The organism is Streptomyces cirratus (assembly GCF_014650775.1).
Lineage (GTDB): Bacteria > Actinomycetota > Actinomycetes > Streptomycetales > Streptomycetaceae > Streptomyces > Streptomyces cirratus.
Genome location: NZ_BMVP01000001.1, coordinates 286,839 through 312,811, shown reverse-complemented (window position 1 = coordinate 312,811; position 25,973 = coordinate 286,839). Strand labels below are relative to the sequence as shown.

Sequence of the window (25,973 nt, the reverse complement as noted above, 5' to 3'; positions counted from 1 at the left end):
CGTGGACAGCCCGCACGGCGCGGCCGTCAAGGCCGAGGGCTTCGGACTCAAAGGCCCGCGGGGCTGGGTGTTCCGGGGGGTGGGGATCGACGCGGATCCGGGCTCGCTCGTCGCGATCGTCGGCCCCTCGGGCAGTGGCCGCACCTGCCTCTTGCTCGCCCTCACCGGCCGGATGAAGGCCACCGAGGGGCACGCCGAGATCGCCCGCCACCGGCTGCCGAAGAAGATGGCAGCGGTCCGCCGGATCTCCGCCCTCGCCCATGTGCCCGGGGTCAACGACCTGGACCCCGCCCTCACCGTCGCCGAACAGCTGCGCGAAGGCGCCCTGCTCCAGCGCCGCTACGAAGGCCCCGTCCGGGCCCTGCTGCGCCCGCGCGGCGAGCGCCGCCTCTCCACCACGGCCCGGATCGAGGAGGTGCTCACCGCCGCCGGACTCGACCTGGACACCCTGCCCAAGGGACCGCGCACCGCGGTGCGCGACCTCGAACGGCTGGAGGCCCTGCGGCTCTCGGTGGCCATCGCCCTGCTGGCCTCACCCCGCCTGCTGGCGCTCGACGACGTCGACCTCAAGCTCCCGGCCGCCGAAAGCGCCGAGGCCTGGGCCCTGCTGCGCTCGCTCGCCGAACGCGGGACCACCGTCCTCGCGGTGTGCAGCGAGGCGCCCGCGGACGCGACGGTCCTGCGCCTGGGCGCCACCGCCGAAGAGCCGGCGCGGCCCGAGCCGCCGACCGCCCGCCCCGCCCGCGACACCGAGATCACCTGGGGCGCCGGGCCCGCCACTAAAGCCGCCGACGCCGCCGCCCCCGAAGCCGCCGACTCCCTCAGGGCCGCCGACTCTGCCGCGGCCGGCAGGGCCACGCCGCGCCCCGCGGAAGCCGCCGAGGCCGCCGAAGCCACGCCGCCCGCCGCCGAGGCCCCTGACGAAAACACGCCCGGCGAAGGCGCGAGCGACACCGCCGCCGCGGCCGCCGACCACAACGCCGACGCCGACGCCGACACCGACACGAAGGGGGCCGACGATGCGTTCACCGAAGCTCGCCGCGCTTGAGCTCAAGCGGTTCGGCCGGGGCAAGCTCCCCGCCGCAGCCCTCGTCGCGCTGCTCCTCCTGCCCCTGCTCTACGGCGCGCTCTACCTCTGCTCCTTCTGGGACCCGTACAGCCGTCTCGACAAGATCCCCGTCGCCCTCGTCAACGCCGACCGCGGCGCCACCGTCGACGGCAAGCGCATCACCGCGGGCGACGAGATCACCAAGAAGCTCCACAGCAGCAAGACCTTCGACTGGCGCGAGGTGAACGCCGACGAGGCGGCCAAGGGTCTGGAGCACGGGAAGTACTACCTCTCCCTCACCATGCCAGCGGACTTCAGCAGCAAGATCGCCTCCAGCTCCGGCGCGGACCCCGCCACCAGCGCCCTCCAGGTCCGCACCAACGACGCGAACAACTACATCGTCGGTTCGATCTCGAAGACCGTCTTCTCCGAGGTCCGCGCGGCCGCGTCCACCAACGCCTCCCGCGGCTTCCTCGACAAGATCTTCGTCAGCTTCTCCGACCTCCACGACAAGACCGCCGAGGCCGCCGACGGCGCCGACAAGCTCAAGGACGGCGCGGGCAAGGCCCAGCAGGGCGCCAAGGAACTCGCCGACGGCCTCGACACGGCCAAGGAGAAGTCCGGTGAACTCACCGGCGGCCTCAAGAAGCTGAACTCCGCCGCCGGCCAGCTGGAGACCGGTGCGTCCGAGGTCGCCGACGGCACCCAGATGGTCGCCGACAAGGTCAACGGCGCCGCGGTGAAGGCGCGCCCCTTCGTCAAGGACCCCAAGTCCCTCGCCGACACCGCCCGGCTCGTCGCCGACACCGCCAAGGTGGTCAACAACCACCTCGGCAAGTTCGCCGAGAAGGCCCCCGCCGCGGCGGTCGTCACCAAGCGGGTCGCCACCGGCACCGACAAGTACTACACCGACCACTGCGTCACCCCGGGCGCCGAGCCGCGCCTCGCCTCCTGCCCCGACCTCAAGAAGATCAAGGACGACGCGGCCGAGGGCGCCCTGCTGGCCGCAGACGTCAACACCGTCGTCAAGGACACCAACGGCGACCTGACCACGCTCCGCGGCCAGCTCGCCGACCTGGAGACGAAGGCCAACGAGCTCGCCGCGGCCGCCCCCGGCCTCTCCTCCGACCTCGAATCGGCCGTCACCAAGGTCAACGCCCTCAACTCCGGCGCCCACCAGGTCGCCTCGGGCATGGCCAAGCTGCACACCGGGCTCGGTACCGCCACCGGCGGCTCCGGCGCCCTCGGCGAAGGCGTCGGCAAGCTCGGGGACGGCGCCCACACCCTCGACGGCGGCATGTACAAACTGGTGGACGGCACCGGCGAGCTGGCCGGCGGTCTGCACGACGGCGTCGGCAAGATCCCCGACTACGACCAGCAGGCGCGCGACGCCCGTACCCAGGTGATGGCCGACCCGGTCCGGCTCGCCAACCAGTCCCTGCACCGGGCGCCCAACTACGGCACCGGCTTCGCCCCGTACTTCATCCCGCTCTCCCTCTGGGTCGGCGCGATGGTCGCCTACATGCTGATCGCGCCCCTCAACAAGCGGGCGCTGGCCACCGGCGCCTCGCCGTGGAGGATCGCCTTCGCGGGCTGGCTGCCCGTGGCGGGGATCGGCGTCGCGCAGGTCGCGGCGCTGATGTCCGTACTCCATTGGGGCCTCGGGCTGGAGATGGCCCGCCCGGCGCTGACCATCGCCTTCCTGGCGCTGGTGACCGGCTGCTTCGCCGCGATCGTCCAGTGGCTCAACGCCAAGTTCGGTGCGGCCGGACGCATCCTGGTCCTCGCCTTCCTGATGCTCCAGCTGACCTCGGCGGGCGGCACGTACCCCGTCCAGACCAGCCCGGGCTTCTTCAACGCGGTCCACCCGTACCTGCCGATGTCGTACGTCGTCGAGGGCCTGCGCCGCCTGATCACCGGCGGCGACCTGACGCCGGTGTGGACGGGCTGCGCGGTACTGGCGGCCTTCACGGCCGGGGCGCTCGCCCTCACCGCCCTCGCCGCCCGCGGCAAGCAGGTGTGGACGATGGACCGGCTGCACCCCGAACTGAGCCTTTAGGGAGCCGGTGACCTGTGAGAATCAGCGCCATGGAAAGCAGCAGCACCGGTACGGGTACCGGCAGCGGCCGACGGCGGGCGACCCGGCAGAAGCTCTACGAAGCAGCCGTCACCCTCATCGCCGAGCAGGGATTCTCCGCGACCACGGTCGACGAGATCGCCGAGCGGGCGGGCGTCGCCAAGGGCACGGTCTACTACAACTTCGCGAGCAAGACCGACCTCTTCGAGGAATTGCTGCGCCACGGGGTGGGGCTGCTGACCGCCTCGCTGCGGGAAGCGGCGGAGTCCACCGAGGCGCGGGGCGGCACCCGGGTCGAGGCGCTGGACGAGATGATCCGTGCGGGCCTGGTCTTCATCGACCGCTACCCGGCCTTCACCCAGCTGTACGTGGCCGAGCTGTGGCGGACCAACAGGGCGTGGCAGTCCACGCTGATGGTGGTCCGCCGGGAGGCGGTCGCCGTCGTGGAGACCGTGCTGCGCGAGGGCGTGGAGCGCGGGGAACTCAGCGCGGAGATCGACGTGCCGCTGACGGCGGCGGCGATGGTCGGCATGGTTCTGGTGGCCGCACTGGACTGGCAGTCCTTCCAGAGCGAGCGCTCGTTGGACGACGTGCACTCGGCGCTGTCGCTGCTGCTGCGGGGCCGTGTCAGCGGGAGCCGCTGACACCGGAGGGTGACCCCCGGTCGGCGGTGCCGCCGGACCCCGGTCGCGGCGTAGAACTGAGTATCCGTACCTAGACGCCCCCGGGCGGCGAAATGAGTACCTGTACGGATGGGCTCCCACCTGCGCGGACAGCAGACTGGGGGCGACGGACGGGGCCGCTCGGCCCGCACCGCGGACACGGGGCCGCGGAGCGGGACCGGGTCCTCGTCCAGCACCGGGAGGGGGAACCCGGTGGGCACGCGGTGCGGCGGGGCTCGGGGGGATCGAGCCCCGCCGCACCGGCGTTCCGTCCGTAAGCCGCCCAGCCGCCCAGCCGCTCAGCGCCCTCCCAAACCCCTCAGCCCCTCAGCCCCGCCCCCGCAGCGGTAGCCGGACCGCCGCCAGGCGCGCCGAGAGCGCCGAGGCGAACGCCGACCACCGGGCCGAGACCGCCCAGCCCACCCGGGCCGCCGACCGCGGCAGCAGCAGCGCCCGCAGGCGGGTGCCCCGGGACACCGCCGCCAGCAGCCCGGCCCGCGCCAGCAGCACGTCGTCCGCCAGCCCCTCGTGCCGGAACGCGGCCCCGGGCGGGGCGTACAGGGCCCGCTCCACCGCGTCCGCGACCCGGTGCACCGCCCGGGCCGCCTCGCCTTCCAGCCGCCCGCGCTCCACGGTGCGCCCGGCCGCCCGCCGGGGCGACAGCGCCCCGTCCGGCGGGATGTTCACGTCCCAGGCGGCGTCACCCAGCTCCCGCCAGGCGAGCAGCACGTCCCCCGCCGCCAGCCGCCGCGTCCGCAGCCGCCTGCGCCACAACAGCGGGAGCACGGGCAGCGACAGCAGCAACAGGCCGCCCGCCGCCCAGCCCAGCACGCCGAGGGCCGACACACCGCCCGAACCCGCTCCCGCGTCGTGCCCGCCCACCGGGGTCCCGCACTCTCCGAGCCTCTTGAGGTCCGGCGGGCACGCGTCCGACTGCGAGGGCGACGTCGCCGGCTCCGACGCGTTCTGCGACGGCAGGGCGGACGATGCGGACGGCTGGGCCGCCGGGGTGTCGGTGCCGCCGTAGTCCGGCAGCGAGATCCCGGACCGGGGCGTCGGCTCGAACCGGGTCCAGCCCACGCCCTCGAAGTACAGCTCCGGCCAGGCGTGCGCGTCGCGCATCGTCACGTTCACGCTGCCGTCCGACTGCTTGGTGCCCGGTGTGAAACCGACCGCGACCCGCGCCGGGATGCCGAGCGAGCGCGCCATCGCCGCCATCGAGAACGAGAAGTGGATGCAGAAGCCCTCCTTGTCCTGGAGGAACCGGACGATGGCCTGGGAACCCGTCCCCGAGGACACCCGCGTGTCGTAGCGGAATCCGCCGCTCACCGCGAAGAAGTCCTGGAGCATCACGGCCCGCGTGTAGTTGTCCTTCGCGCCCTGGGTGACGCGCCGGGCCGTGTCGCCGACGACCGCCGGCAGGTTGTCCGGCAGCCTCGTGTACTCGTTCATGACGAGCGGGTCCGTCGGCGGGGCGTGCTGGAGCTGCTCCGCCGTCGGCCGGAGCAGCAGGCTGCGGACCGTGTACTGGGCGCCCTGCACGTTCTGGAAGCCGTCCTTGCCGAGCTGGTCGCCGACCAGCGTCCGGCCGACCGGCTCGAAGCGCCACTTCCCGCCGATGTCCACCTGCGTCGCCGGGTACGGCATCGGCAGGTAGCGCTGGGCGTACGTTTCGGCCGCCGAGACGGTCGTGCGCACCTCGGTCGCGCCGCGCCTGACCTCCTGGTTGCTCAGCCCCTGAGGGTTGGGCAGCCGCGGGGGGACGTCCGTCAGGGGCCGCCCGGAGGCCTCCCACTTGACGCCGTCGAACTCGTCGAGCGCCAGGATCCGCAGGTACTGCTCGGAAAGCTGGGGGCTGTCGCTGCGGTAGCGCAGCACGACCCGGTTGTCCTGGGCGTTGAGGCTGCTCTGGAGGGAGACCAGCGGGTTCACCGCCGAGATGGTCCCGCCGCCGGGGCCGTTGCCGTCGCCGTCTGCGCCGCCCCCCAGCATCCCGCCGCCCATGGCGGGCAGCGCCACCGGCGCCACCAGCGCCAGGCCCAGGGCGACCGCGCCGATGCGCCGTCCGGTGCGTACGGGCGCCACGGCCTGACCGCCGCCCCCGCCGCCCACGGGCCCCGGTGCGGCCCCGCCGAACACCCGGCCCCACTGGGCGAGCCGGTCGCGGCTCTCGGACAGCAGCAGCATCAGGTAGCCGCAGCCGGCCAGCAAGAAGGCGAGCCAGGCGCCGCCGCGGCTCGCCGACAGCCCGGCGGCCACCGAGTACAGCGCGAGCAGCGGCAACCCGGCCGCCGCGGCCGACCGCATCGTCACGGCCAGCAGGTCCACGAGCAGCCCGATCAGCAGCACCCCGGACAGCAGCAGCAGCCGGATGCCGTCGGTCGTCGGGGCCGGTATGGCGAACTCGCCGACGTCCCGCAGGCCCTGCCCGAACAGCGACCCGAAGTCGGTGAGCAGGTAGCCCAGCACCCCGCCCGCGGGGTTCTCCGCCTTCCCCGCGAACAGGACCGCGAGGAGCAGGAGGGACGCCAGGAACTGCGCGCCGACGGTCAGGGAACGGGCCAGCGGCACCCGCCGGGCTCCGGCGCCGACCAGGCTCTGCACGGCCAGCAGCAGCGCCGCCTGCACCAGCCAGCCGGGCGACTCCACCAGCGGCGTCAGCGACCAGGCGGTGAGCAGCGTCGCCAGCAGTGCGAAGAGCGTCAGCCGTGCTTGCCCGCTCATCCGCGGCCTCCGGAGGCAGTCGTGCCGAGGGCGGTGGCACCGGCCCGGCGCCACAGTTCGGCGAAGGCGGCCCCGGGCGGGGCGGCCAGCGCCGTCCAGCCCGCGTCGCGCAGCCGGCGCAAGGGTTCCTCCACCCGCGAGGGCAGTCCGGTCCAGGCCGCGGAGTCCAGGACGAACGCCACCGCGCCCCCGCTGCGCTGGCGCATCCGGGCCGCCAGTTCCGTTTGTACGTCGTCCAGATCCCCGAAGAAGGCGATGAGGAGCCCGTCGGAGCCGGCTCCGGCGAAACCGCCCCCGCCCCCGCGAAGTGCCTCGTAGGCGCCACCGAGGTCCGGTCCGTCGGAGTGGCCGACGACCGCGAGGGTGTCCATCATCAGCCCGGCCGCCTCGGCGGACTCCTGGGCGCCGGAGGAGAACCCGCCGCCCGCCTCACCGGGGACCGAGTCGCCCGTGTCGGTCAGCAGGCGCACCGCGAAACCGTGCTCCAGCAGGTGCAGCAGGGCGGAGGCGGCCGCGGACACGGCCCACTCGAAGGCGGAGTCGGGTCCCGCGCCCTCGTAGGCGTCCCGGCGGGTGTCGAGCACGACGGTGGCCTTGCTGCGCTGCGGCTGCTCCTCGCGGCGCACCATCAGCTCGCCGTAGCGGGCGGTGGAGCGCCAGTGCACCCGGCGCAGGTCGTCGCCGCGCCGGTAGGTGCGCGGGATGACGTCGTCGTCCCCGGCCAGGGCGAGCGAGCGGCGGCTGCCGTCGCCGTAGCCGGAGGACTCGCCGCTCAGCCGGACGGGGGGCAGGGCCTCGGTGCGCGGGATGACCGTCAGGGTGTCGTACGTGCTGAACGAGCGCGTCAGCTCGACCATCCCGAACGGGTCGGTCAGGCGGAGCTGGAGCGGGCCCAGCGGATAGCGGCCGCGCAGGTCGGAGCGGACCCGGTAGGAGACCTCGCGCCGGCCGCCCGGCTCGACCCGGTCCAGCACGAAACGGGGCCTCGGCCCCAGCACGTAGGGCACCCGGTCCTGGAGCATCAGCAGTCCGGTGGGCATCCGGGACACGTTGTCCATGCGCAGCTGCACCCGGGCCTCGCCCCCGGCGGGTACCCGGGCCGGGGTCAGAAGCCGGCTGCCGGAGACCCGGTAGCGGTTGCGGTGCAGGGCGAGGACGCAGACCAGCGGCAGCAGGGCGAGCAGCAGGCCGACCCGGAGCAGTTCGCTCTGGCCCAGTACGTAGGCGCAGACGGCGGCGGCGGCCCCCGCGGCCAGGAAGGACCGGCCGCGCGTGGTCAGCCCCGACAGGGAGGCCCGCAACCCGCCGGCGCCCTCGGCCGTCCCGCCGGCGCCGTGCGGGGCACCGGCGCTCATCAGAAGCCCCGCAGACCCGCGCCGGGCGGCATCTCGCCGCGGGCGTGCGCGGCGGGGACGGGGGTGCGCTGGAGGATGTCGGCGACGACCTGCTCGGCGGTGCGCCGGTTCAGCTGGGCCTGCGCGGTGGGCAGCAGCCGGTGCGCGAGGACGGGCCCGGCCAGCTGCTGGACGTCGTCGGGAAGCACGTACTCGCGCCCCGACAGAGCCGCGGACGCCTTGACCGCGCGCAGCAGGTGCAAGGTGGCGCGCGGCGAGGCGCCCAGGCGCAGGTCCGGGTGGCTGCGGGTGGCGGAGACCAGGTCGACCACGTAGCGGCGGACCGGGTCGGCGACGTACACCTCGCGGACGGCCTCGATCAGCTTGGTGATGTCGTGGGCGTGGGCGACGGCCTGGAAGTCGTCGAGCGGCGAGGCCCCGCCGTGCACGTCGAGCATCTGGAGCTCGGCCTCACGGCTGGGGTAGCCGACGGAGACGCGCGCCATGAAGCGGTCGCGCTGCGCCTCGGGCAGCGGGTAGGTGCCCTCCATCTCCACCGGGTTCTGGGTGGCGACGACCATGAAGGGGCTGGGCAGCGCGTAGGTGGTGCCGTCGATGGTGACCTGCCGCTCCTCCATCGACTCCAGCAGCGCCGACTGCGTCTTCGGCGACGCGCGGTTGATCTCGTCGCCGATGACGATCTGCGCGAAGATCGCGCCGGGCTTGAACTCGAACTCGCGGCGCTGCTGGTCGTAGATGCTGACACCGGTGATGTCGGAGGGCAGCAGGTCCGGGGTGAACTGGATGCGCTGGACCGAGCAGTCGATGGACTTGGCGAGCGCCTTGGCGAGCATCGTCTTGCCGACGCCCGGCACGTCCTCGATCAGCAGGTGCCCTTCGGCGAGCAGCACCGTCAGCGCGAGGCGGACGACCTCGGGCTTGCCCTCGATGACGCTCTCGACCGAGTGGCGCACTCGCTCCGCCGTGCTGGTCAGATCCGCGAGGCTCGCTCGATCGTCGTACGTGGTCACCTGGTTCTCCTCGGCCCTTTCCCAGGGCCGACGCCCCTTGGCGCATGAACCGGCCCACCCCGAACCCCCCCGAACGCGCGAGGGGGCGGACGCCGGGCCCGACGGCTCCCGGGTGGCGTCACCCCGCATTCTTGACGGCGTTGCGGCGCTGTGTCACTCAGGAGACGGGATCGATCTCCCGCAGGAGCCCGGTGTGTACGTCGAAGACGAAGCCTCGCACATCGTCCTTGAAGGGCAGGAAGGGGTTGGTGCGCACCCGCTGCATGGACTGGCGCACGTCCTGGTCCACGTCGCGGAAGGCCTCCACGGCCCAGGAGGGGCGCTGGCCGACCTCGTCCTCCAGCTCGTGCCGGAAGTCCTCGGTCAGGCTTTCGAGGCCGCAGCCGGTGTGGTGGATCAGTATCACCGTGCGGGTGCCGAGCGCCCGCTGGCTGATGGTGAGCGAGCGGATGGTGTCGTCGGTGACGACCCCGCCCGCGTTGCGGATGGTGTGGCAGTCGCCGAGTTCCAGGCCGAGGGCCTTGTGCAGGTCGAGGCGGGCGTCCATACACGCCACCACGGCCACGCGCAGCACCGGACGCGCGTCCATGCCGGGGTCTGTGAACTGGGCGGCATAGCTCCGGTTCGCCTCTACCAGTCGGTCGGTGACCGAACGGCCGCCGGATGCCTTGGCTGCGGAGTCTGCGGGCAGGGATGCGGAAGTCGTCATGGGTAAGACGTTAATGGTCACAGCCCGATGGAGCACGGAGTGAGTGTGGACAAAGAACGTCAACGGGCGTTGTTGTGAGCTAACCCACAGGGGTGGGGCGGGGTCGGCCGTTCGGGTGATTGGCGGCTTTTGCGGGTTCCGTTCGAGCGGGGCGCACCGCGCGCGGGGCGGTTCGTTGACCGTGGCGACCGTTGCACTAAAGTGACGCGAACCGGCCGGAGCCCGGCCCTCACCGGCCGCCCGGCCCTCACGACCCGGGGAGCGATGGCGCCCGGCGTCGCGGCTGCCGCACTGGACGCCGCTCCTTCTCCCGGGCGCCATCGCTCCCCGGGCCGAGTAACACTCCGCGTGCGCGGCGCGGCGTATGCCTGCCGCGCCGTTATCTGAGAGGGCGCTTTGACTAGCGAGTCCCGACATGTCCCGGTGATGCTCCAGCGGTGCCTGGACCTGTTGGCCCCGGCGCTGGAGAGGCCCGGCGCCGTAGTCGTCGACTGCACCCTCGGCCTCGGCGGCCACAGCGAGGCCCTGCTCGCCCGGTTCCCCGAGGTCCACCTGATCGGCCTGGACCGCGACAAGGAGGCCCTGCGGCTCTCCGGCGAGCGGCTCGCGCCCTTCGGCGAACGGGCCACCCTCGTCCACGCCATCTACGCCGACCTCGCCGAGGTGCTGGACGGCCTGGGCATCCCCACCGTCCAGGGCATCCTCTTCGACCTCGGCGTCTCCTCCATGCAGCTCGACGAGGCCGACCGCGGGTTCGCGTACGCGCAGGACGCGCCGCTGGACATGCGCATGGACCAGACGACCGGCATCAGCGCCGCCGAGGTCCTCAACACGTACGCGCCCGGCGAGCTGGTCCGCATCCTGCGCCAGTACGGCGAGGAGAAGCAGGCCAAGCGCATCGTCTCGGCGATCGTGCGCGAGCGCGGGAAGGAACCGTTCTCGAACAGCGCCCGGCTGGTCGAAGTGATCCGCGACGCGCTGCCGCAGGCGGCGAAGCGTACGGGCGGCAACCCGGCGAAGCGGACCTTCCAGGCCCTGCGCATCGAGGTCAACGCCGAGCTGGCCGGGCTGGAGCGGGCGATCCCCGACGCCGTGGACCGGATCGCCGTCGGCGGCCGCATCGCGGTGCTGTCCTACCACTCGCTGGAGGACCGGCTCGTGAAGCAGGTCTTCGCAGCGGGCGCGGCCTCCACCGCGCCGCCGGGCCTGCCGGTGGTACCGGAGCGGTACCAGCCGAAGCTGAAACTGCTCACGCGCGGTGCGGAGCTCCCGACGGAGGAGGAGATCGCCGAGAACCGGCGGGCCGCCCCGGCGCGCTTCCGCGGCGTCGAACGCATCCGGGAGGCGCGACTGTGACCAAACGCGGGCTGCTGCGGGGCGCGGGCGGCGGGACGGGGACCGGTCAGGGAACGGCCGGGCAGGCGGCGCGGATGCCGTTCGTCCTGCTGGTCGTGGCGCTGCTCGGCGGCGGCCTGATCAGCCTGCTGCTGCTGAACTCGGCGCTGAACCAGGGCTCCTTCCAGCTGAGCAAGCTCAAGAAGGAGACCACCGTCCTACGGGACGAGCAGCAGGAGCTCCAGCGGGACGTCGACGGGTACTCGGCGCCGGACGCCCTCCAGCGGCGGGCGCACGAGCTGGGGCTGGTCCCCGGCGGCAGCCCGGTCTTCATCGGCCCGGACGGGAAGGTCGCGGGAACGCCCGCGGCGGCGGAGGCACCACCCCCGCCCTCGCCCCCGCCGTCCGCCCCGCCGGTCTCCCAGAGCCCGGCCGCATCGCCCGCCCCGCCGGCCGCGGCCGCCTCACCCACCCCGAGCCCGGCGGGCTCGCCCTCCTCCGGAAGGTGACGTCGTGACTGGTCCCCGAACGCCGGCCGGCCCCCGCCCCCCGGGTGCCGCCCGGACCCGCGCCGCGCACGCCGGCGGGTCCGCAGCCGCCCCGCGGTCCGGATCCCGCGCCACCTGGGGAAGGCCGCCCCTCCGCTGCTCCCGGCGCCCCGGACGACTGCCCGTGGCGGCGGGCCGGCAGGGCCTCCACCGGGGCGACCTGCCCGCCCCGGTCCGGCAGCCGTCCGGCGGCCGTCCGGACGGCCACCGGCACGCCGTGAGCGGCCCACTGCCGCTCCGTGGCCAGCTCCGGCAGTCGGCGCCGCCCGAACTCGGCGGCGCACACGGGCGCGACCCGGGCGAAGGCGCCCGAGGAGGCGTGGCGCCAGGCCTCGCCGGCCGGGACCCGGCGTCACCGGCGCCCCGGGTGCGGGGCCCGTGGCGGAAGGCGGCGGCCGCGTGAGCCCGCAGGTGCCCCGGCGGCGTGAGCCCGGCTCCGTGCGGGCGCGCGCCACGGGCCGCCCCGGCGCCGCCGCGCGCACACCGCACACCATCCGCCTCGGCAGCCCCAAGCCCCGCCTGCGCCTGGTCAGCGTGGCCCTGACCCTCGTGATGCTCGCCTTCGTCGTCCGGCTCCTCCAGGTCCAGGCCGTCGACGCCTCGGCGTACTCCGCCAAGGCCTCCGAGAACCGCTTCGCCAGCTACACCCTGGCCGCCGAGCGCGGGGAGATCACCGACCGCAAGGGCGTGGCCCTGGCCACCAGCGTCGACGCGTACGACATCACCGCCGACCCGAAGATGTTCACCCCGCAGGAGAGCAAGGCCCCCGACGCCCCGGAGCAGGCCGCAGCGCTCCTCGCGCCGATCCTCGGCAAGGACGCCAAGGAGATCGCGGGGCGCCTGGCGACCAAGAACACCCGCTACGTCGTCCTCGCCCGCCGCCAGACCCCCCAGGTCTGGAACCAGATCAAGGACCTCCAGAAGGTCTTCGCCGACAAGGCGGCCGCCGACCGGAAGAACAACGGCCCCGGCGCCAACGTCCTGGCGGGCGTGTTCAAGGAGGACAGCAGCAAGCGCGTGTACCCGAACGGCGACCTGGCCGCCGGGATACTGGGTTACGTCAACGCCGACGGCAAGGGCGGCGGCGGCCTGGAGTCCGCCCTCGACAAGAAGCTGGCCGGCAAGGACGGCGAACTCACCTACGCCCAGTCCGGCGGCCGCCGCGTCCCCACCGCCGGATCCAGTGAGAAGCCCGCCGTACCCGGCGATGACATCGAACTGACCATCGACCGCGACATCCAGTGGGCCGCGCAGAGCGCGATCAGCGAGCAGGTCGAGAAGTCCGGCGCCGACCGCGGCTACGTCATCGTCCAGGACACCCGCACCGGCGAGGTGCTGGCCATGGCCAACGCCCCCGGCTTCGACCCCAACGACCTCAGCAAGGCCCGCTCCACCGCCATGGGCAACGCGGCCCTCCAGGACGTCTACGAACCCGGCTCCACCGCCAAGGTGATGTCGATGGCCGCCGTACTGGAGGAGAAGAAGGCCACCCCACAGACCCACGTCGAGGTCCCCAACCGGCTCCACCGCGGTGACCGCCTCTTCAAGGACGACATCGACCACCCCACCTGGTACCTGACCCTCAACGGGGTCCTCGCCAAGTCCTCGAACATCGGCACGATCCTGGCCACCGGCCAGCTCGGCAGCACCCAGACCGAGGCCAACAAGGTGCTCTACTCCTACCTGAACAAGTTCGGCATCGGACAGCCCACCGGCCTGAACTACCCGGGCGAGTCCCGCGGCATCCTCGCCAGGCCCGAGGACTGGTCCACCTCGCAGCAGTACACGATCCCCTTCGGCCAGGGCCTCTCCCTCAACGCCATGCAGGCGGCCTCGGTGTACTCGACCATCGCCAACGACGGGGTCCGGATCGAGCCGACCCTGGTGCGCGGCACCAAGGGCCCCGACGGCCGCTTCACCCCGGCCAAGGCGCCCGGGCAGACCCGCGTCGTCAGCAAGGAGACCGCCAAGACCCTCGCGCAGATGCTCGAATCCGTGGTCGACGACCAGGAGGGCACCGGCACCAAGGCGCGGATCCCCGGCTACCGGGTCGGCGGCAAGACCGGCACCTCCAACCGGGTGGATCCGGCCACCGGCCGCTACAAGGGCTACACCGCCTCCTTCGCCGGCTTCGCACCCGCCGACAACCCGCGGATCACCGTCTACTGCGCCATCCAGAACCCCACCAAGGGCAGCTACTTCGGCGGCCAGATCTGCGGACCGATCTACAAGAAGGTCATGGAGTTCGCACTCAAGACCCTCCAGGTCGCCCCCACCGGAACCGCCCCCGCCGGGCTGCCCGTCACCTACGACGCCGCGCCCCCGCCGGCCCCGCAGCCCGCACCCCGGACGGGCCCGCAGCCCGCCCAGTGAACCGACCGCCCAGCCACAGACGCGTGAGGCACCATCAGTGACAACGATCACCCCGAAAACCGGGAACCAGTCGCCCGCCGGCCCCGCGGCCGGGCCCTCACTTCGCGAGGGGCCCGCAACGCCCGGTACGCTCACCGCCGTGTCCCACGCTGATCAGCCCAGAACGCCCCAGAAAGACGCCCCGGCAGCGCCGCCGGGAGCGCCCCGGCCCCTCTCCGCCCGCCCGATCCCGCTGGGCGAGCTGGCGCAGCTGCTGGGCGTGCGAGCATCAGGCGCCGCCCCGACGGTGGAGACGACGCGGATCACCGGCATCACGCACGACTCCCGTGCCGTGCGCCCCGGTGACCTGTACGCGGCCCTGCCCGGCGCCAAGCTGCACGGGGCGGACTTCGCCGCCCAGGCGGCCGGACTCGGCGCCGCCGCCGTGCTGACCGACCCGGCGGGCGCCGAACGCGCCGCCGCGACCGGACTGCCGGTGCTCGCCGTCGCCGACCCGCGCGGCCGGATGGGCGAGCTCGCCGCCGAGATCTACGGCCGCCCCGGCGAGGCCCTGCTCCAGCTCGGCATCACCGGCACCTCCGGCAAGACCACCACCGCCTACCTCATCGAGGGCGGCCTGCGCGCCGCCGGACGCTCGACGGGCCTGGTCGGCACCGTGGAGATGCGGATCGGGGACGAGCGCATCAAGTCCGAGCGCACCACCCCCGAAGCCACCGACCTCCAGGCCCTCTTCGCCGTCATGCGCGAACGCGGGGTCGAGGCCGTGACCATGGAGGTCTCCAGCCACGCCCTGGTGCTCGGCCGGGTCGACGGCTGCGTCTTCGACGTCGCCGTCTTCAACAACCTGAGCCCCGAGCACATGGAGTTCCACTCCGACATGGAGGACTACTTCCAGGCCAAGGCCCAGCTCTTCACCGAGCGCCGGGCCCGCCTCGGTGTGGTCAACGCCGACGACGAGTACGGCCGGCGCCTGGCCAAGGAGGCGACGATCCCGGTCGTCACCTTCTCCGCCTCCGGCGACCCCGCCGCCGACTGGCGCGCCGAGGACGTGGTCCTGGGCGCCGCCGGCTCCACGCTGACCCTGCTGGGCCCCGAAGGACAGCGCGTACGGGCCACCGCCCCGCTGCCCGGCCCGTTCAACGTCGCCAACACCGTCGCCGCGATCGTCACGCTCGCCGCCGCCGGCATCGACCCGCAGACCGCCGCCGACGGCGTCGCCGCGGTCCCCGGGGTGCCGGGCCGGCTGGAGCGGGTCGAAGCGGGACAGCCGTTCCTGGCCGTCGTGGACTACGCGCACAAGACGGACGCCGTCGAATCGGTGCTGCGCGCGCTGCGCGAGGTCACCGAGGGCAAGCTGCACATCGTGCTCGGCTGCGGCGGCGACCGCGACACCACCAAGCGCGCCCCGATGGGCGCCGCGGCCGCCCGCTTCGCCGACACCGCCATCCTCACCTCCGACAACCCGCGCTCGGAGGACCCGCTCGCCATCCTCGCCGCGATGTTCGAAGGCGCCGTCTCCGTACCGCCCGCCGAGCGGGGCGCCGTCCTCGTCGACGCCGACCGGGCCGAGGCCATCGCCGCCGCCGTCGCCCGCGCCCGGCCCGGCGACACCGTGCTGGTGGCCGGCAAGGGCCACGAGCAGGGCCAGGACACCGCGGGCGTCGTCCGTCCCTTCGACGACCGCGCGGTGCTCCGCGCCGCCATCGAACGCCAACAGCAGGCCCCCCAGGCCGAGGTGACCCCGTGATCCCCCTCTCCCTCGCCGAGATCGCCGACATCACCGGCGGGCAGCTCCACGACATACCGGATCCGTCCTTGCTGGTCACCGGCCCCGTCGTGTTCGACTCCCGCCAGGTGGAGGACGGCAGCCTGTTCGCCGCCTTCGTCGGCGAGCGCGTCGACGGCCACGACTACGCCGCCACGGCCATCGCGGCGGGCGCCCGCGCCGTCCTCGCCACCCGGCCCGTCGCAGTGCCCGCCATCGTCGTCCCCGACGTCGTCACGGCCCTCGGGGCGCTGGCCGGGGCCGTCGTCGCCCGGATCGGCACCGACGTGGTGGCCCTGACCGGTTCGGCCGGCAAGACCTCCACCAAGGACCTCATCGCCCAGGTCCTCCAGCACCACGCGCCGACGGTGTGGACGCCGGGCAACCTCAACAACGAGATCGGCCTGCCGATCACCACGCTGCGCGCCACCGAGGAAACCCGGCACCTGGTGCTGGAGATGGGCGCCCGCGGCATCGGCCACATCCGCTACCTCACCGGGCTCACCCCGCCCCGCATCGGCCTCGTGCTGAACGTGGGCACCGCCCACATCGGCGAGTTCGGCGGCCGCGAGGCCATCGCCCAGGCCAAGGGCGAGCTGGTCGAGGCCCTGCCGTCCGAGGCCGAGGGCGGCGTCGCCGTCCTGAACGCCGACGACCCGCTGGTCCGCGCCATGTCCGCCCGCACGAAGGCCCGTACGGTCCTCTTCGGCGAGGCCGAGGACGCCGACGTACGGGCCACGGATGTCCGTATGACGCCCCAGGGGTGCCCTTCGTTCACACTCCACACACCCACCGGGTGCAGTGACGTGACCTTGCGGCTGTACGGTGAGCACCACGTGTCGAACGCGCTCGGCGCGGCCGCGGTCGCCCATGTCCTGGGCATGTCCGCACAGGAGATCGCCACCGCGCTCTCCGGGGCGGGCACCTTGTCCCGGTGGCGGATGGAGGTCACCGAGCGCGCGGACGGCGTCACGATCGTCAACGACGCCTACAACGCGAACCCCGAGTCCATGCGGGCCGCTCTGCGAGCGCTCGCCGCGATGGGCGCCGCCGCACAGGCGAACGGGGGCCGCACGTGGGCGGTGCTCGGCCCCATGGCCGAGCTCGGTGACGACGCGCTCGCCGAACACGATGCGGTGGGACGGCTTGCCGTCCGGCTCAACGTGAGCAAGCTCGTCGCAGTCGGGGGCAGGGAAGCGTCCTGGTTGCAACTGGGCGCATATAACGAGGGTTCGTGGGGTGAGGAGTCGGTGCTCGTGTCCGACGCGCAGGCGGCGGTCGACCTGTTGCGCAGTGAACTGCGCCCGGGGGACGTCGTGCTGGTGAAGGCTTCCAGGTCGGCCGGTCTGGAGCGGGTCGCACAGGCTCTGCTCGAAGGCGAGGCCTCCGACCGATGAGGCAGATCCTGTTCGCCGGTGTCATCGGCATGTTCCTCACCGTCATCGGCACCCCGCTGCTGATCAAGCTGCTGGCCCGCAAGGGCTACGGCCAGTTCATCCGTGACGACGGCCCGCGCGGCCACGCCGGGAAGAAGGGCACGCCCACCATGGGCGGCATCTCCTTCATCCTGGCCACGCTCATCGCGTACGCCCTCACCAAGGTGATCACCGGCGAAGAGCCGAGCTTCTCGGGTCTGCTGGTGCTGTTCCTGATGGCGGGCATGGGCCTGGTCGGTTACCTGGACGACTACATCAAGATCGTCAAGCGGCGTTCGCTCGGTCTGCGGGCCAAGGCCAAGATGGCCGGCCAGCTGATCGTCGGCATCGCCTTCGCGGTGCTCGCGCTCCAGTTCAAGGACTCGCGCGCGCTGACCCCGGCCTCCACCAAGCTGTCGTTCGTCACGGACTTCGGCTGGTCGATCGGCCCGGTGCTGTTCGTGGTCTGGGCGCTGTTCATGATCCTGGCCATGTCCAACGGCGTGAACCTGACGGACGGCCTGGACGGCCTGGCCACGGGCGCCGCGGTGATGGTCTTCGGTGCGTACACCTTCATCGGTGTCTGGCAGCACCAGGAGTCCTGTGTGAACGCGCAGGACCTGACCAACCCGGCGGCCTGCTTCGAGGTCCGCGACCCGCTGGATCTCGCGGTCGTCGCCTCCGCCCTGATGGGCGCATGCTTCGGCTTCCTGTGGTGGAACACCTCGCCCGCCAAGATCTTCATGGGCGACACCGGTTCGCTCGCGCTCGGCGGCGCACTCGCCGGCCTCGCGATCTGCTCCCGCACGGAGTTCCTGATCGCCCTGCTCGGCGGCCTCTTCGTCCTCATCACCATGTCGGTCGTCATCCAGGTCGGCTCCTTCAAGATGACCGGGAAGCGCGTCTTCCGGATGGCCCCGCTGCAACATCACTTCGAACTCAAGGGGTGGTCCGAAGTCCTTGTGGTGGTCCGCTTCTGGATCATCCAGGGCATGTGCGTGATCGTGGGCCTCGGACTCTTCTACGCGGGATGGGCAGCGGACAAGTGAGCACCACCGACCTGGCCGGCCTGATCGGCCCCGACGCCCTGGGCCGCTTCGGTCTGCCGGGCCGGATCACGGTGGCCGGCCTCGGCATCAGCGGCATCAGCGCCGCCCGGGCGCTGGCCGGACTCGGCGCGACGGTGACCGTCGTCGACAACGGCGACGGCGACGCGCACCGCGCGAAGGCCGCCGAACTCGCGGAGCTCGGCGTCGAGGTCCGCCTCGGCCTCCTGAGCGACGGGGCCCGCGCCGGGGAGGTCCTGCCCGAGGGCACCGAACTGGTCGTCACCTCGCCCGGCTGGCAGCCGCAGAGCCCGCTCTTCCTGGCCGCCGCCAAGGCGGGCGTCGACGTCGTCGGCGACGTGGAGATCGCCTGGCGGCTGCGCGAGGCCGGCCGGGAACTGCGTGCGGCCCGCACGGGCGAACCGGAGCCGGCCCCCGCCCCCTGGCTCGCGATCACCGGCACCAACGGCAAGACCACCACCACGCAGATGCTCGCCTCGATCCTGCGGGCCGCGGGCCTGCGGACGGCGGCCGTCGGCAACATCGGCACCCCCATCATCGACGTGGTGACCGGCGAGGAGCAGTACGACGTGCTCGCCGTCGAACTCTCCAGCTACCAGCTGCACTGGGCGCCCTCGGTGCGCGCCCACTCCGCGGCCGTGCTGAACCTGGCCCCCGACCACCTCGACTGGCACGGCTCCATGGAGGCGTACGCCGCCGACAAGGGCCGGATCTACGAGGGCAACACCGTCGCCTGCGTCTACAACGTCGCCGACCGGGCCACCGAGGAACTGGTCGAGAAGGCCGACGTCGAAGAGGGCTGCCGTGCCATCGGGTTCACCCTCGGCGCCCCCGGCCCCTCCATGCTCGGCGTCGTCGACGGCATCCTCGTGGACCGCGCCTTCGTCGAGAACCGCCACAAGAACGCCCAGGAGCTCGCCGAGGTCGGGGACGTCAACCCGCCGGCCCCGCACAACATCGCCAACGCACTCGCGGCGGCCGCCCTCGCCCGCGCCTTCGGCGTGGCGCCCCGCGCCGTCCGCGACGGCCTGCGCGACTTCCGCCCCGACGCCCACCGCGTCGCGCACGTGGCGGAGGTGGAGGGGGTCACGTACGTGGACGACTCCAAGGCCACCAACACGCACGCCGCGGAGGCCTCCCTCGCCGCCTTCGGACCCGTCGTCTGGATCGCCGGCGGTCTCGCCAAGGGCGCGACCTTCGACGAACTCGTGCAGAAGTCGGCGCAGCGGCTGCGCGCCGTGGTGCTGATGGGCGCCGACCGGGCCCTCATCGCGCAGGCGCTCGCGCGACACGCCCCGCAGGTCCCGGTCGTGGACCTCGACCGGACGGACACTGGGGCGATGCTCGCAGCGGTCCGGGAAGCGGCCCGGCTCGCCGAGCGCGGCGACACGGTCCTGCTGGCACCTGCCTGTGCCTCGATGGACATGTTCGCGAACTACAACGAGCGTGGGGACGCGTTCGCCGACGCGGTACGCGAACTGGCCGCCGAGAGCGCCTAGGTCGACCCAGGGCAGGCGTCCCTCCCCGACCGGCTGCTCGCCCCGTACGAGTGGAGGGGAAGATCACAGATGCCGGCCAGACAAGTCCTGCCGGGGCGGCGGCCGTCCGCCACGAAGGCCGTGAAGGCCGTCAAGGCGGTCAGGGCCGCCACGTCCGTGAAGGCGGTCCGGGCACAGGGCCGAAAACGCCCGGCGGCCCGCCCCGGCGGCCCTGCGGGGCGCGGGCCGCTCGCCGGACTCCGGCGCACGCAGTGGCAGTTGCGCAAGGCCTGGGACCGCCCGCTCACCGCGTATTACCTGATTTTCGGCAGCTCGTTGCTCATCACCGTCCTCGGACTGGTGATGGTCTACTCCGCCTCGATGATCAAGGCGCTCCAGCTGGGCCTGGGCGACGCCTACTTCTTCAAGAAGCAGTTCCTGGCCGCCCTGATCGGCGCCGGCCTGCTGCTGGCCGCCTCCAGGATGCCGGTCAAACTGCACCGGGCGCTCTCCTACCCGGTGCTCGCCGGAACGCTCTTCCTGATGGTCCTGGTCCAGGTCCCCGGGATAGGGGTGTCGATCAACGGCAACCAGAATTGGATTTCCCTTGGCGGTCCGTTCATGCTCCAGCCCAGTGAGTTCGGCAAGCTGGCGCTGATCCTGTGGGGCGCCGACCTGCTGGCGCGCAAGGGCGAGAAGGGGCTGCTGAGCCAGTGGAAGCACCTGCTGGTGCCGCTCGTGCCGGTGACCTTCCTGCTGCTCGGCCTGATCATGCTCGGCGGGGACATGGGAACCGCCGTGATCCTCGGGGCGATCCTCTTCGGGCTGCTGTGGCTCGCCGGGGCGCCCACGCGGATGTTCGCAGGGGTGCTGACCTTCGCGGGTGTGATCGTCGTACTGCTGATCAAGACCAGTCCGCACCGGATGGACCGGCTGGCCTGCATCGGTGCGACAGAACCGGGCAAGAACGACCTTTGCTGGCAGGCCGTCCACGGGATCTACGCCCTCGCGTCCGGTGGATGGTTCGGTTCCGGTCTGGGTGCGAGTGTGGAAAAATGGGGGCAACTGCCCGAAGCGCACACGGACTTCATCTTTGCCATCACCGGTGAGGAACTGGGTCTCGCGGGGACGCTGTCGGTGCTCGCCCTGTTCGCGGCTCTAGGCTATGCGGGTATCCGCGTGGCCGGACGCACGGAGGACCCCTTCGTACGGTATGCCGCGGGAGGCGTGACCACATGGATCACGGCCCAGGCCGTGATCAACATCGGTGCGGTGCTCGGTCTGCTGCCGATCGCCGGGGTCCCGCTCCCGCTGTTCTCCTACGGAGGGTCAGCCCTGCTGCCGACCATGTTCGCGATCGGACTGCTCATCGCCTTCGCGCGGGAGGAGCCGGCCGCGCGCGCGGCGCTCGCGATGCGGCAGCCGAAGAACGGCCGGCCGTGGAACGGGCTGAGATGGAAGTCGATGAGACGGCGCGTCACAAGGCGTCCGTCCGGAGAGCGGTGAATTTCGGTGCATGTCGTACTCGCCGGTGGGGGGACCGCCGGCCACATCGAGCCGGCGCTCGCCCTCGCGGACGCCCTGCGCAGGCAGGACCCTTCCGTGGGCATCACCGCCCTCGGCACGGAACGCGGACTCGAAACCCGCCTCGTGCCCGAGCGCGGCTACGAGCTGGGGCTGATCCCCGCCGTACCGCTGCCCCGCAAGCCCACCCCCGAGCTGATCACCGTCCCAGGACGGCTGCGCGGCACGATCAAGGCGGCCGAGGAGATCCTGGAGCGCACCAAGGCCGACTGCGTCGTCGGCTTCGGCGGCTACGTGGCCCTGCCCGGCTACCTCGCGGCCAAGCGCCTCGGGGTGCCGATCATCGTCCACGAGGCCAACGCCCGGCCGGGACTGGCCAACAAGATCGGCTCCCGCTACGCGCACGCCGTCGCGGTGTCCACCCCGGACAGCAAGCTGCGCGGCGCCCGCTACGTGGGCATCCCGCTGCGCCGCTCGATCTCGACCCTGGACCGGGCCGCCGTCCGCCCCGAGGCGCGCGCCGCCTTCGGGCTGGACCCCAACCTGCCGACCCTGCTGGTCTCCGGCGGCTCGCAGGGCGCCCGCCGTCTCAACGAGACAATCCAGGCGGTCGCTCCGACCCTCCAGCGCTCGGGGATCCAGATCCTGCACGCGGTCGGCCCGAAGAACGAACTGCCGCGTGTCGACAACATGCCCGGGATGCCGCCTTATGTCCCGGTACCGTACGTGGACCGGATGGACCTCGCGTACGCCGCGGCCGACATGATGCTGTGCCGTGCGGGCGCGATGACCGTCGCCGAACTCTCCGCCGTCGGGCTCCCGGCCGCCTACGTCCCGCTGCCGATCGGCAACGGCGAGCAGCGGCTCAACGCCCAGCCGGTGGTGAAGGCCGGCGGTGGCCTCCTCGTCGACGACGCGGAACTGTCCCCCGAGTGGGTGCTCGGGCAGGTCCTTCCGGTGCTGTCCGACCCGCACCGCCTGTACGAGATGTCCCGCGCCGCCGCCGAGTTCGGCCGCCGGGACGCCGACGACCTGCTCGTCGGCCTGGTCTACGAGGCGATCGCGGCACGCAGTAACCGCTGATCAGGAGGCACAGGAGTGGCCGGAGCGACGACCGCACAGCGAGGCAACCCCGGCTCCGGCCGGCCCCGCCCCAAGGGCGGGGGCTCCGGCGCTCCCAAGCCGCCGGGCGGCCCGAAGCCGTCGCAGCGCGGCGGCCCGTGGGGATCCGGCATCAGATCGCGCCGGATCCTCGTCCTGGCCTCGCTCGTCGCGGCGGTGCTCCTGGCCGCCGGCGGCACCTGGGTGCTCTACGGATCCTCCTGGCTCCGCGTCGAGAAGGTCACCGCCACCGGCACCGAGGTGCTCACCGGGCAGCAGGTGCTGGCGGCGGCGGCCGTGCCCGTCGGCGCACCTCTTGTGAGCATCGACAGCGACGAGATCGAGGGCCGGCTCCGCCGTCGGCTGCCCCGTATCGATTCGGTCGACGTGGTGCGGGCCTGGCCGCACGGAATCGGTCTGAAAGTGAAGGAACGCAAACCGGTCCTGCTCATCAGGAAAGACGCGAAGTTCGTCGAAGTGGACGCTTCCGGTGTGCGATTCGACACGGTCGCGAAAGCACCCGCCGGTGTCCCGGTCCTCGAATTGGCCGCGGAACGCTCGCCGAGCGGCCGCCGATTCGACGCCGAACGGCTGCTGCACGAGGCAGTGGGCATCGCCGGAGGCCTCCCGGAAGCCGTCGCCAAGGAGGCCGTGCAGGTCAAGGTGGAGTCCTACGACTCGGTCGTGCTCCAGCTGACGCGGGGCCGGACGGTCGTGTGGGGGAGCGGTGAACTGGGCGAGGCGAAGGGGCGTGCGCTGACCGCTCTGCTCAAAGCCGTACCGGGCGCCGGGCACTTCGACGTGAGCGTCCCCACCGCCCCTGCCGTGTCCGGGAGTTGACGTCCAGTCGAACCGCGGCGCACCCTGGTTGGCCAGCGATACGGGTGATCACATAGGGTGAAAAGAAAAACGGGAGGTTCGGCGTGTTCGTTGAACACGCGCTACTTGTCGACTTAGTGTCCTGTTCGGAAGAGTCCAAGGAACAGACACACACTTAACCCTAAACTTCAGGGTTAGGGTTCGGGTCGGCGCGGTCGGACCGTCCCACATTTCGGCATCAGTCGTCGCACCGCAGGCCCGCGAGGCGGCGACACGTAATCGAGGCGAGAGGCCTTCGACGTGGCAGCACCGCAGAACTACCTCGCAGTCATCAAGGTCATCGGTGTCGGCGGCGGTGGTGTCAATGCCATCAACCGAATGATCGAGGTCGGTCTCAAGGGTGTCGAGTTCATCGCCATCAACACGGACGCCCAGGCGCTGTTGATGAGCGACGCCGACGTCAAGCTCGACGTCGGCCGCGAACTCACCCGTGGCCTCGGCGCCGGCGCCAACCCGGCCGTCGGCCGCAAGGCGGCAGAGGACCACCGCGAGGAGATCGAGGAGGTCCTCAAGGGGGCCGACATGGTCTTCGTCACCGCCGGTGAGGGCGGCGGCACCGGCACCGGCGGCGCACCCGTCGTCGCCAACATCGCCCGTTCGCTGGGCGCCCTGACGATCGGTGTGGTCACCCGGCCGTTCACCTTCGAGGGCCGGCGCCGCGCGAACCAGGCGGAGGACGGCATCGCCGAACTCCGCGAAGAGGTCGACACCCTCATCGTCATCCCCAACGACCGCCTGCTGTCCATCTCGGACCGCCAGGTCAGCGTCCTCGACGCGTTCAAGTCGGCGGACCAGGTCCTGCTCTCGGGCGTACAGGGCATCACCGACCTGATCACCACCCCCGGCCTGATCAACCTCGACTTCGCGGACGTCAAGTCCGTGATGTCCGAGGCGGGCTCGGCCCTGATGGGCATCGGCTCGGCCCGTGGCGACGACCGCGCGGTGGCGGCGGCGGAGATGGCGATCTCCTCGCCGCTCCTGGAGGCCTCCATCGACGGCGCCCGGGGCGTCCTGCTCTCCATCTCCGGCGGTTCGGACCTCGGCCTCTTCGAGATCAACGAGGCCGCGCAGCTGGTCAGTGAAGCGGCGCACCCCGAGGCGAACATCATCTTCGGCGCCGTCATCGACGACGCGCTCGGCGACGAGGTGCGGGTCACCGTCATCGCGGCCGGGTTCGACGGCGGACAGCCCCCGACCCGCCGGGACAACGTCATCGGCGCCGCGTCCACCAAGCGCGAGGAGCCGGCCCCGGCTCCCGTCCGCGCCGCTCCCGAACCGGTCCGCCCGGCCTTCGGCGGACTCGGCACGGTCACCCCCCGTGAGGACCCCCCGGCTCCGGTCGAGGTCCCCGCCGAGGCGGCGGCCCCGGCGCCGCAGGTCCCCACGGCCCGTCCCTACGCGGACAGCCCGGCCGAGGAACTGGACGTCCCGGACTTCTTGAAGTGACGCTGGCACACCACAGCGAGAACGGCGCGCACTTCGCCTTCACCGACAGGTGGGGCGGGGTGAGCGCCGTTCCGTACGAGGAGCTCAATCTCGGCGGCGCGGTCGGAGACGACCCGGCCGCCGTTCGCACGAACCGGACGCGCGCCGCCGAAGCCCTGGGCATCGCGCCCGAGCGGGTGGTCTGGATGAACCAGGTGCACGGCCGGGACGTGGCGGTGGTCGACGGGCCGTGGGACGCGGGCCGGGAGGTCCCGGCGGTGGACGCGGTGGTGACCGGCCGCCCGGGACTGGCCCTCGCGGTGCTCACCGCCGACTGCGTGCCCGTCCTGCTCGCCGACCCGGTCGCCGGGGTAGCGGGCGCCGCGCACGCCGGGCGGCCCGGCCTGGTCGCGGGTGTGGTGCCTGCCGTCGTCGAGGCGATGACCGCCCTGGGCGCCGACCCGGCCCGCGTGATCGCCCGGACCGGACCGGCCGTCTGCGGACGGTGTTACGAAGTGCCCGCCGAGATGCGGGCGGCGGTCGCGGAGGTGGTTCCGGCGGCCTGGGGCGAGACCAGTTGGGGAACGCCCTCCGTCGACGTGGTCGCCGGGGTGCACGCGCAGCTGGCCGAGGCGGGGGTGGCCGACAGCCGTCGTTCCCCGGTCTGCACACTGGAGTCGCGGGACCACTTCTCGTACCGCCGCGACCGGGTGACCGGGCGGCTGGCCGGATATGTCTGGTTGGACTGAAATATGATGGACCGTAAGTCGGAACTCGCGGAAAACCTCGCGCGGGTGGAGGGGCGGATCGCGTCCGCCTGCGCGGCGGCCGGCCGCGCGCGGGACGAGGTGACGCTGATCGTGGTCACCAAGACGTATCCGGCGAGCGACGTACGACTGCTGGCGGACCTGGGTGTCCGTCATGTGGCGGAAAACCGCGACCAGGACGCCGCCCCCAAGGCCGCGGCCTGCGCGGACCTGCCACTGGACTGGCACTTCGTCGGCCAGTTGCAGACGAACAAAGTCCGTTCCGTGGCCGGATACGCGCACGTGGTGCAGTCGGTCGACCGGCCGAAGCTCGTCACGGCGCTGTCGGCGGCCGCGCAGGGCGCGGGGCGCGAACTCGGCTGCCTCGTACAGGTCGCCCTGGACGCCGAGTCGGGCGAACGGGGTGCGCGGGGAGGGGCGGCGCCCGACCTGCTCCCCGAACTGGCGGACCTCGTGGCCGCCGCACCGGGACTGCGGCTCGACGGTCTCATGACCGTGGCCCCGCTGGCGGGCCCCTACGCGGGGCGCGAACAGGCGGCCTTCGAGCGGCTGGTGGAATTGTCATCCGGCCTGCGCGCCGACCATCCGGCTGCCACGATGGTGTCGGCCGGAATGAGCGCGGACTTGGAACAGGCCGTGGCGGCCGGTGCGACACATGTGCGCGTCGGCACTGCGGTACTCGGCGCGAGACCCCGGCTCGGGTAACGTCGC

Annotated in this window: 20 protein-coding genes; 16 read left to right on the top strand and 4 right to left on the bottom strand. The window is 72.6% G+C overall.

Annotation, left to right across the window (positions count from 1 at the left end; genetic code table 11):
- Position 1: 1 nt before the first annotated feature.
- Genes IE207_RS01435 through IE207_RS01425 form a run of 3 tightly spaced genes read left to right on the top strand, consistent with a single transcriptional unit; the run spans position 2 to position 3,769 of the window.
- Complete coding sequence (locus IE207_RS01435) at positions 2–1,048, top strand: ATP-binding cassette domain-containing protein (protein ID WP_190182140.1); 1,047 nt, start codon at positions 2–4, stop codon at positions 1,046–1,048.
- Entirely contained in the window at positions 1,020–3,107 is a 2,088-nt protein-coding gene (locus IE207_RS01430) for a YhgE/Pip family protein (protein WP_190182139.1), read from the top strand. The genes IE207_RS01435 and IE207_RS01430 overlap by 29 nt, the downstream gene beginning before the upstream one ends.
- A 29-nt stretch (positions 3,108–3,136) precedes the next feature.
- Positions 3,137–3,769 carry a TetR/AcrR family transcriptional regulator gene (locus IE207_RS01425; protein WP_190182138.1) on the top strand — a complete coding sequence of 211 codons (633 nt, stop codon included), beginning with the start codon at positions 3,137–3,139 and terminating at the stop codon, positions 3,767–3,769.
- A 345-nt stretch (positions 3,770–4,114) separates the two neighbouring features.
- On the opposite strand, the gene IE207_RS01420 is transcribed toward IE207_RS01425, so the two are convergent.
- The 4 genes from IE207_RS01420 to IE207_RS01405 form a co-directional block, all read right to left on the bottom strand.
- Positions 4,115–6,511, bottom strand: a complete 2,397-nt coding sequence (locus tag IE207_RS01420; RefSeq protein ID WP_190182137.1) for a transglutaminase TgpA family protein — start codon at positions 6,509–6,511, stop codon at positions 4,115–4,117.
- Positions 6,508–7,866: a DUF58 domain-containing protein gene (locus IE207_RS01415; protein ID WP_190182136.1), complete on the bottom strand. Its 1,359-nt coding sequence runs from the start codon at positions 7,864–7,866 to the stop codon at positions 6,508–6,510. The genes IE207_RS01420 and IE207_RS01415 overlap by 4 nt, the downstream gene beginning before the upstream one ends.
- A complete protein-coding gene (locus IE207_RS01410; protein ID WP_190182135.1) occupies positions 7,866–8,876 on the bottom strand; it encodes an AAA family ATPase in 1,011 nt (336 codons plus the stop codon). The genes IE207_RS01415 and IE207_RS01410 overlap by 1 nt, the downstream gene beginning before the upstream one ends.
- 157 nt (positions 8,877–9,033) lie before the next feature.
- Positions 9,034–9,585: a beta-class carbonic anhydrase gene (locus tag IE207_RS01405; protein ID WP_229873228.1), complete on the bottom strand. Its 552-nt coding sequence runs from the start codon at positions 9,583–9,585 to the stop codon at positions 9,034–9,036.
- 426 nt (positions 9,586–10,011) lie between these two features.
- Here IE207_RS01405 and rsmH point away from each other — a divergent pair, with 426 nt between their 5' ends.
- The 13 genes from rsmH (at position 10,012) to IE207_RS01340 (ending at position 25,967) form a co-directional block, all read left to right on the top strand.
- Complete coding sequence (gene rsmH / locus IE207_RS01400; RefSeq protein ID WP_229873342.1) at positions 10,012–10,941, top strand: 16S rRNA (cytosine(1402)-N(4))-methyltransferase RsmH; 930 nt, start codon at positions 10,012–10,014, stop codon at positions 10,939–10,941.
- Entirely contained in the window at positions 10,938–11,429 is a 492-nt protein-coding gene (gene ftsL / locus IE207_RS01395) for a cell division protein FtsL (RefSeq protein WP_373304645.1), read from the top strand. The genes rsmH and ftsL overlap by 4 nt, the downstream gene beginning before the upstream one ends.
- 438 nt (positions 11,430–11,867) lie before the next feature.
- Positions 11,868–13,841: a peptidoglycan D,D-transpeptidase FtsI family protein gene (locus IE207_RS01390; RefSeq protein ID WP_373304644.1), complete on the top strand. Its 1,974-nt coding sequence runs from the start codon at positions 11,868–11,870 to the stop codon at positions 13,839–13,841.
- Between the two features lie 37 nt (positions 13,842–13,878).
- Positions 13,879–15,588, top strand: coding sequence for a UDP-N-acetylmuramoyl-L-alanyl-D-glutamate--2,6-diaminopimelate ligase (locus IE207_RS01385; protein WP_190182131.1), 1,710 nt, complete (start codon positions 13,879–13,881; stop codon positions 15,586–15,588).
- A complete protein-coding gene (locus IE207_RS01380; protein WP_190182130.1) occupies positions 15,585–17,003 on the top strand; it encodes a UDP-N-acetylmuramoyl-tripeptide--D-alanyl-D-alanine ligase in 1,419 nt (472 codons plus the stop codon). Before IE207_RS01385 ends, IE207_RS01380 begins: the two co-directional genes overlap by 4 nt.
- Entirely contained in the window at positions 17,000–18,070 is a 1,071-nt protein-coding gene (gene mraY / locus IE207_RS01375; RefSeq protein WP_190182129.1) for a phospho-N-acetylmuramoyl-pentapeptide-transferase, read from the top strand. The genes IE207_RS01380 and mraY overlap by 4 nt, the downstream gene beginning before the upstream one ends.
- Positions 18,052–19,587, top strand: coding sequence for a UDP-N-acetylmuramoyl-L-alanine--D-glutamate ligase (gene murD, locus IE207_RS01370; RefSeq protein ID WP_229873226.1), 1,536 nt, complete (start codon positions 18,052–18,054; stop codon positions 19,585–19,587). Before mraY ends, murD begins: the two co-directional genes overlap by 19 nt.
- A 69-nt stretch (positions 19,588–19,656) precedes the next feature.
- A complete protein-coding gene (ftsW, locus tag IE207_RS01365; protein ID WP_190182128.1) occupies positions 19,657–21,072 on the top strand; it encodes a putative lipid II flippase FtsW in 1,416 nt (471 codons plus the stop codon).
- A gap of 6 nt (positions 21,073–21,078) precedes the next feature.
- Positions 21,079–22,173: an undecaprenyldiphospho-muramoylpentapeptide beta-N-acetylglucosaminyltransferase gene (gene murG, locus IE207_RS01360; RefSeq protein WP_190182127.1), complete on the top strand. Its 1,095-nt coding sequence runs from the start codon at positions 21,079–21,081 to the stop codon at positions 22,171–22,173.
- A gap of 15 nt (positions 22,174–22,188) precedes the next feature.
- On the top strand, positions 22,189–23,031 hold the full coding sequence (locus IE207_RS01355) for a cell division protein FtsQ/DivIB (protein WP_373304643.1): 843 nt from the start codon (positions 22,189–22,191) through the stop codon (positions 23,029–23,031).
- Positions 23,032–23,310: 279 nt separating this feature from the next.
- Positions 23,311–24,516: a cell division protein FtsZ gene (gene ftsZ / locus IE207_RS01350; protein WP_190182126.1), complete on the top strand. Its 1,206-nt coding sequence runs from the start codon at positions 23,311–23,313 to the stop codon at positions 24,514–24,516.
- Positions 24,513–25,244, top strand: coding sequence for a peptidoglycan editing factor PgeF (gene pgeF, locus IE207_RS01345; RefSeq protein ID WP_190182125.1), 732 nt, complete (start codon positions 24,513–24,515; stop codon positions 25,242–25,244). Before ftsZ ends, pgeF begins: the two co-directional genes overlap by 4 nt.
- Before the next feature lie 3 nt (positions 25,245–25,247).
- Positions 25,248–25,967, top strand: coding sequence for a YggS family pyridoxal phosphate-dependent enzyme (locus IE207_RS01340; RefSeq protein WP_190182124.1), 720 nt, complete (start codon positions 25,248–25,250; stop codon positions 25,965–25,967).
- Positions 25,968–25,973 lie beyond the last annotated feature (6 nt).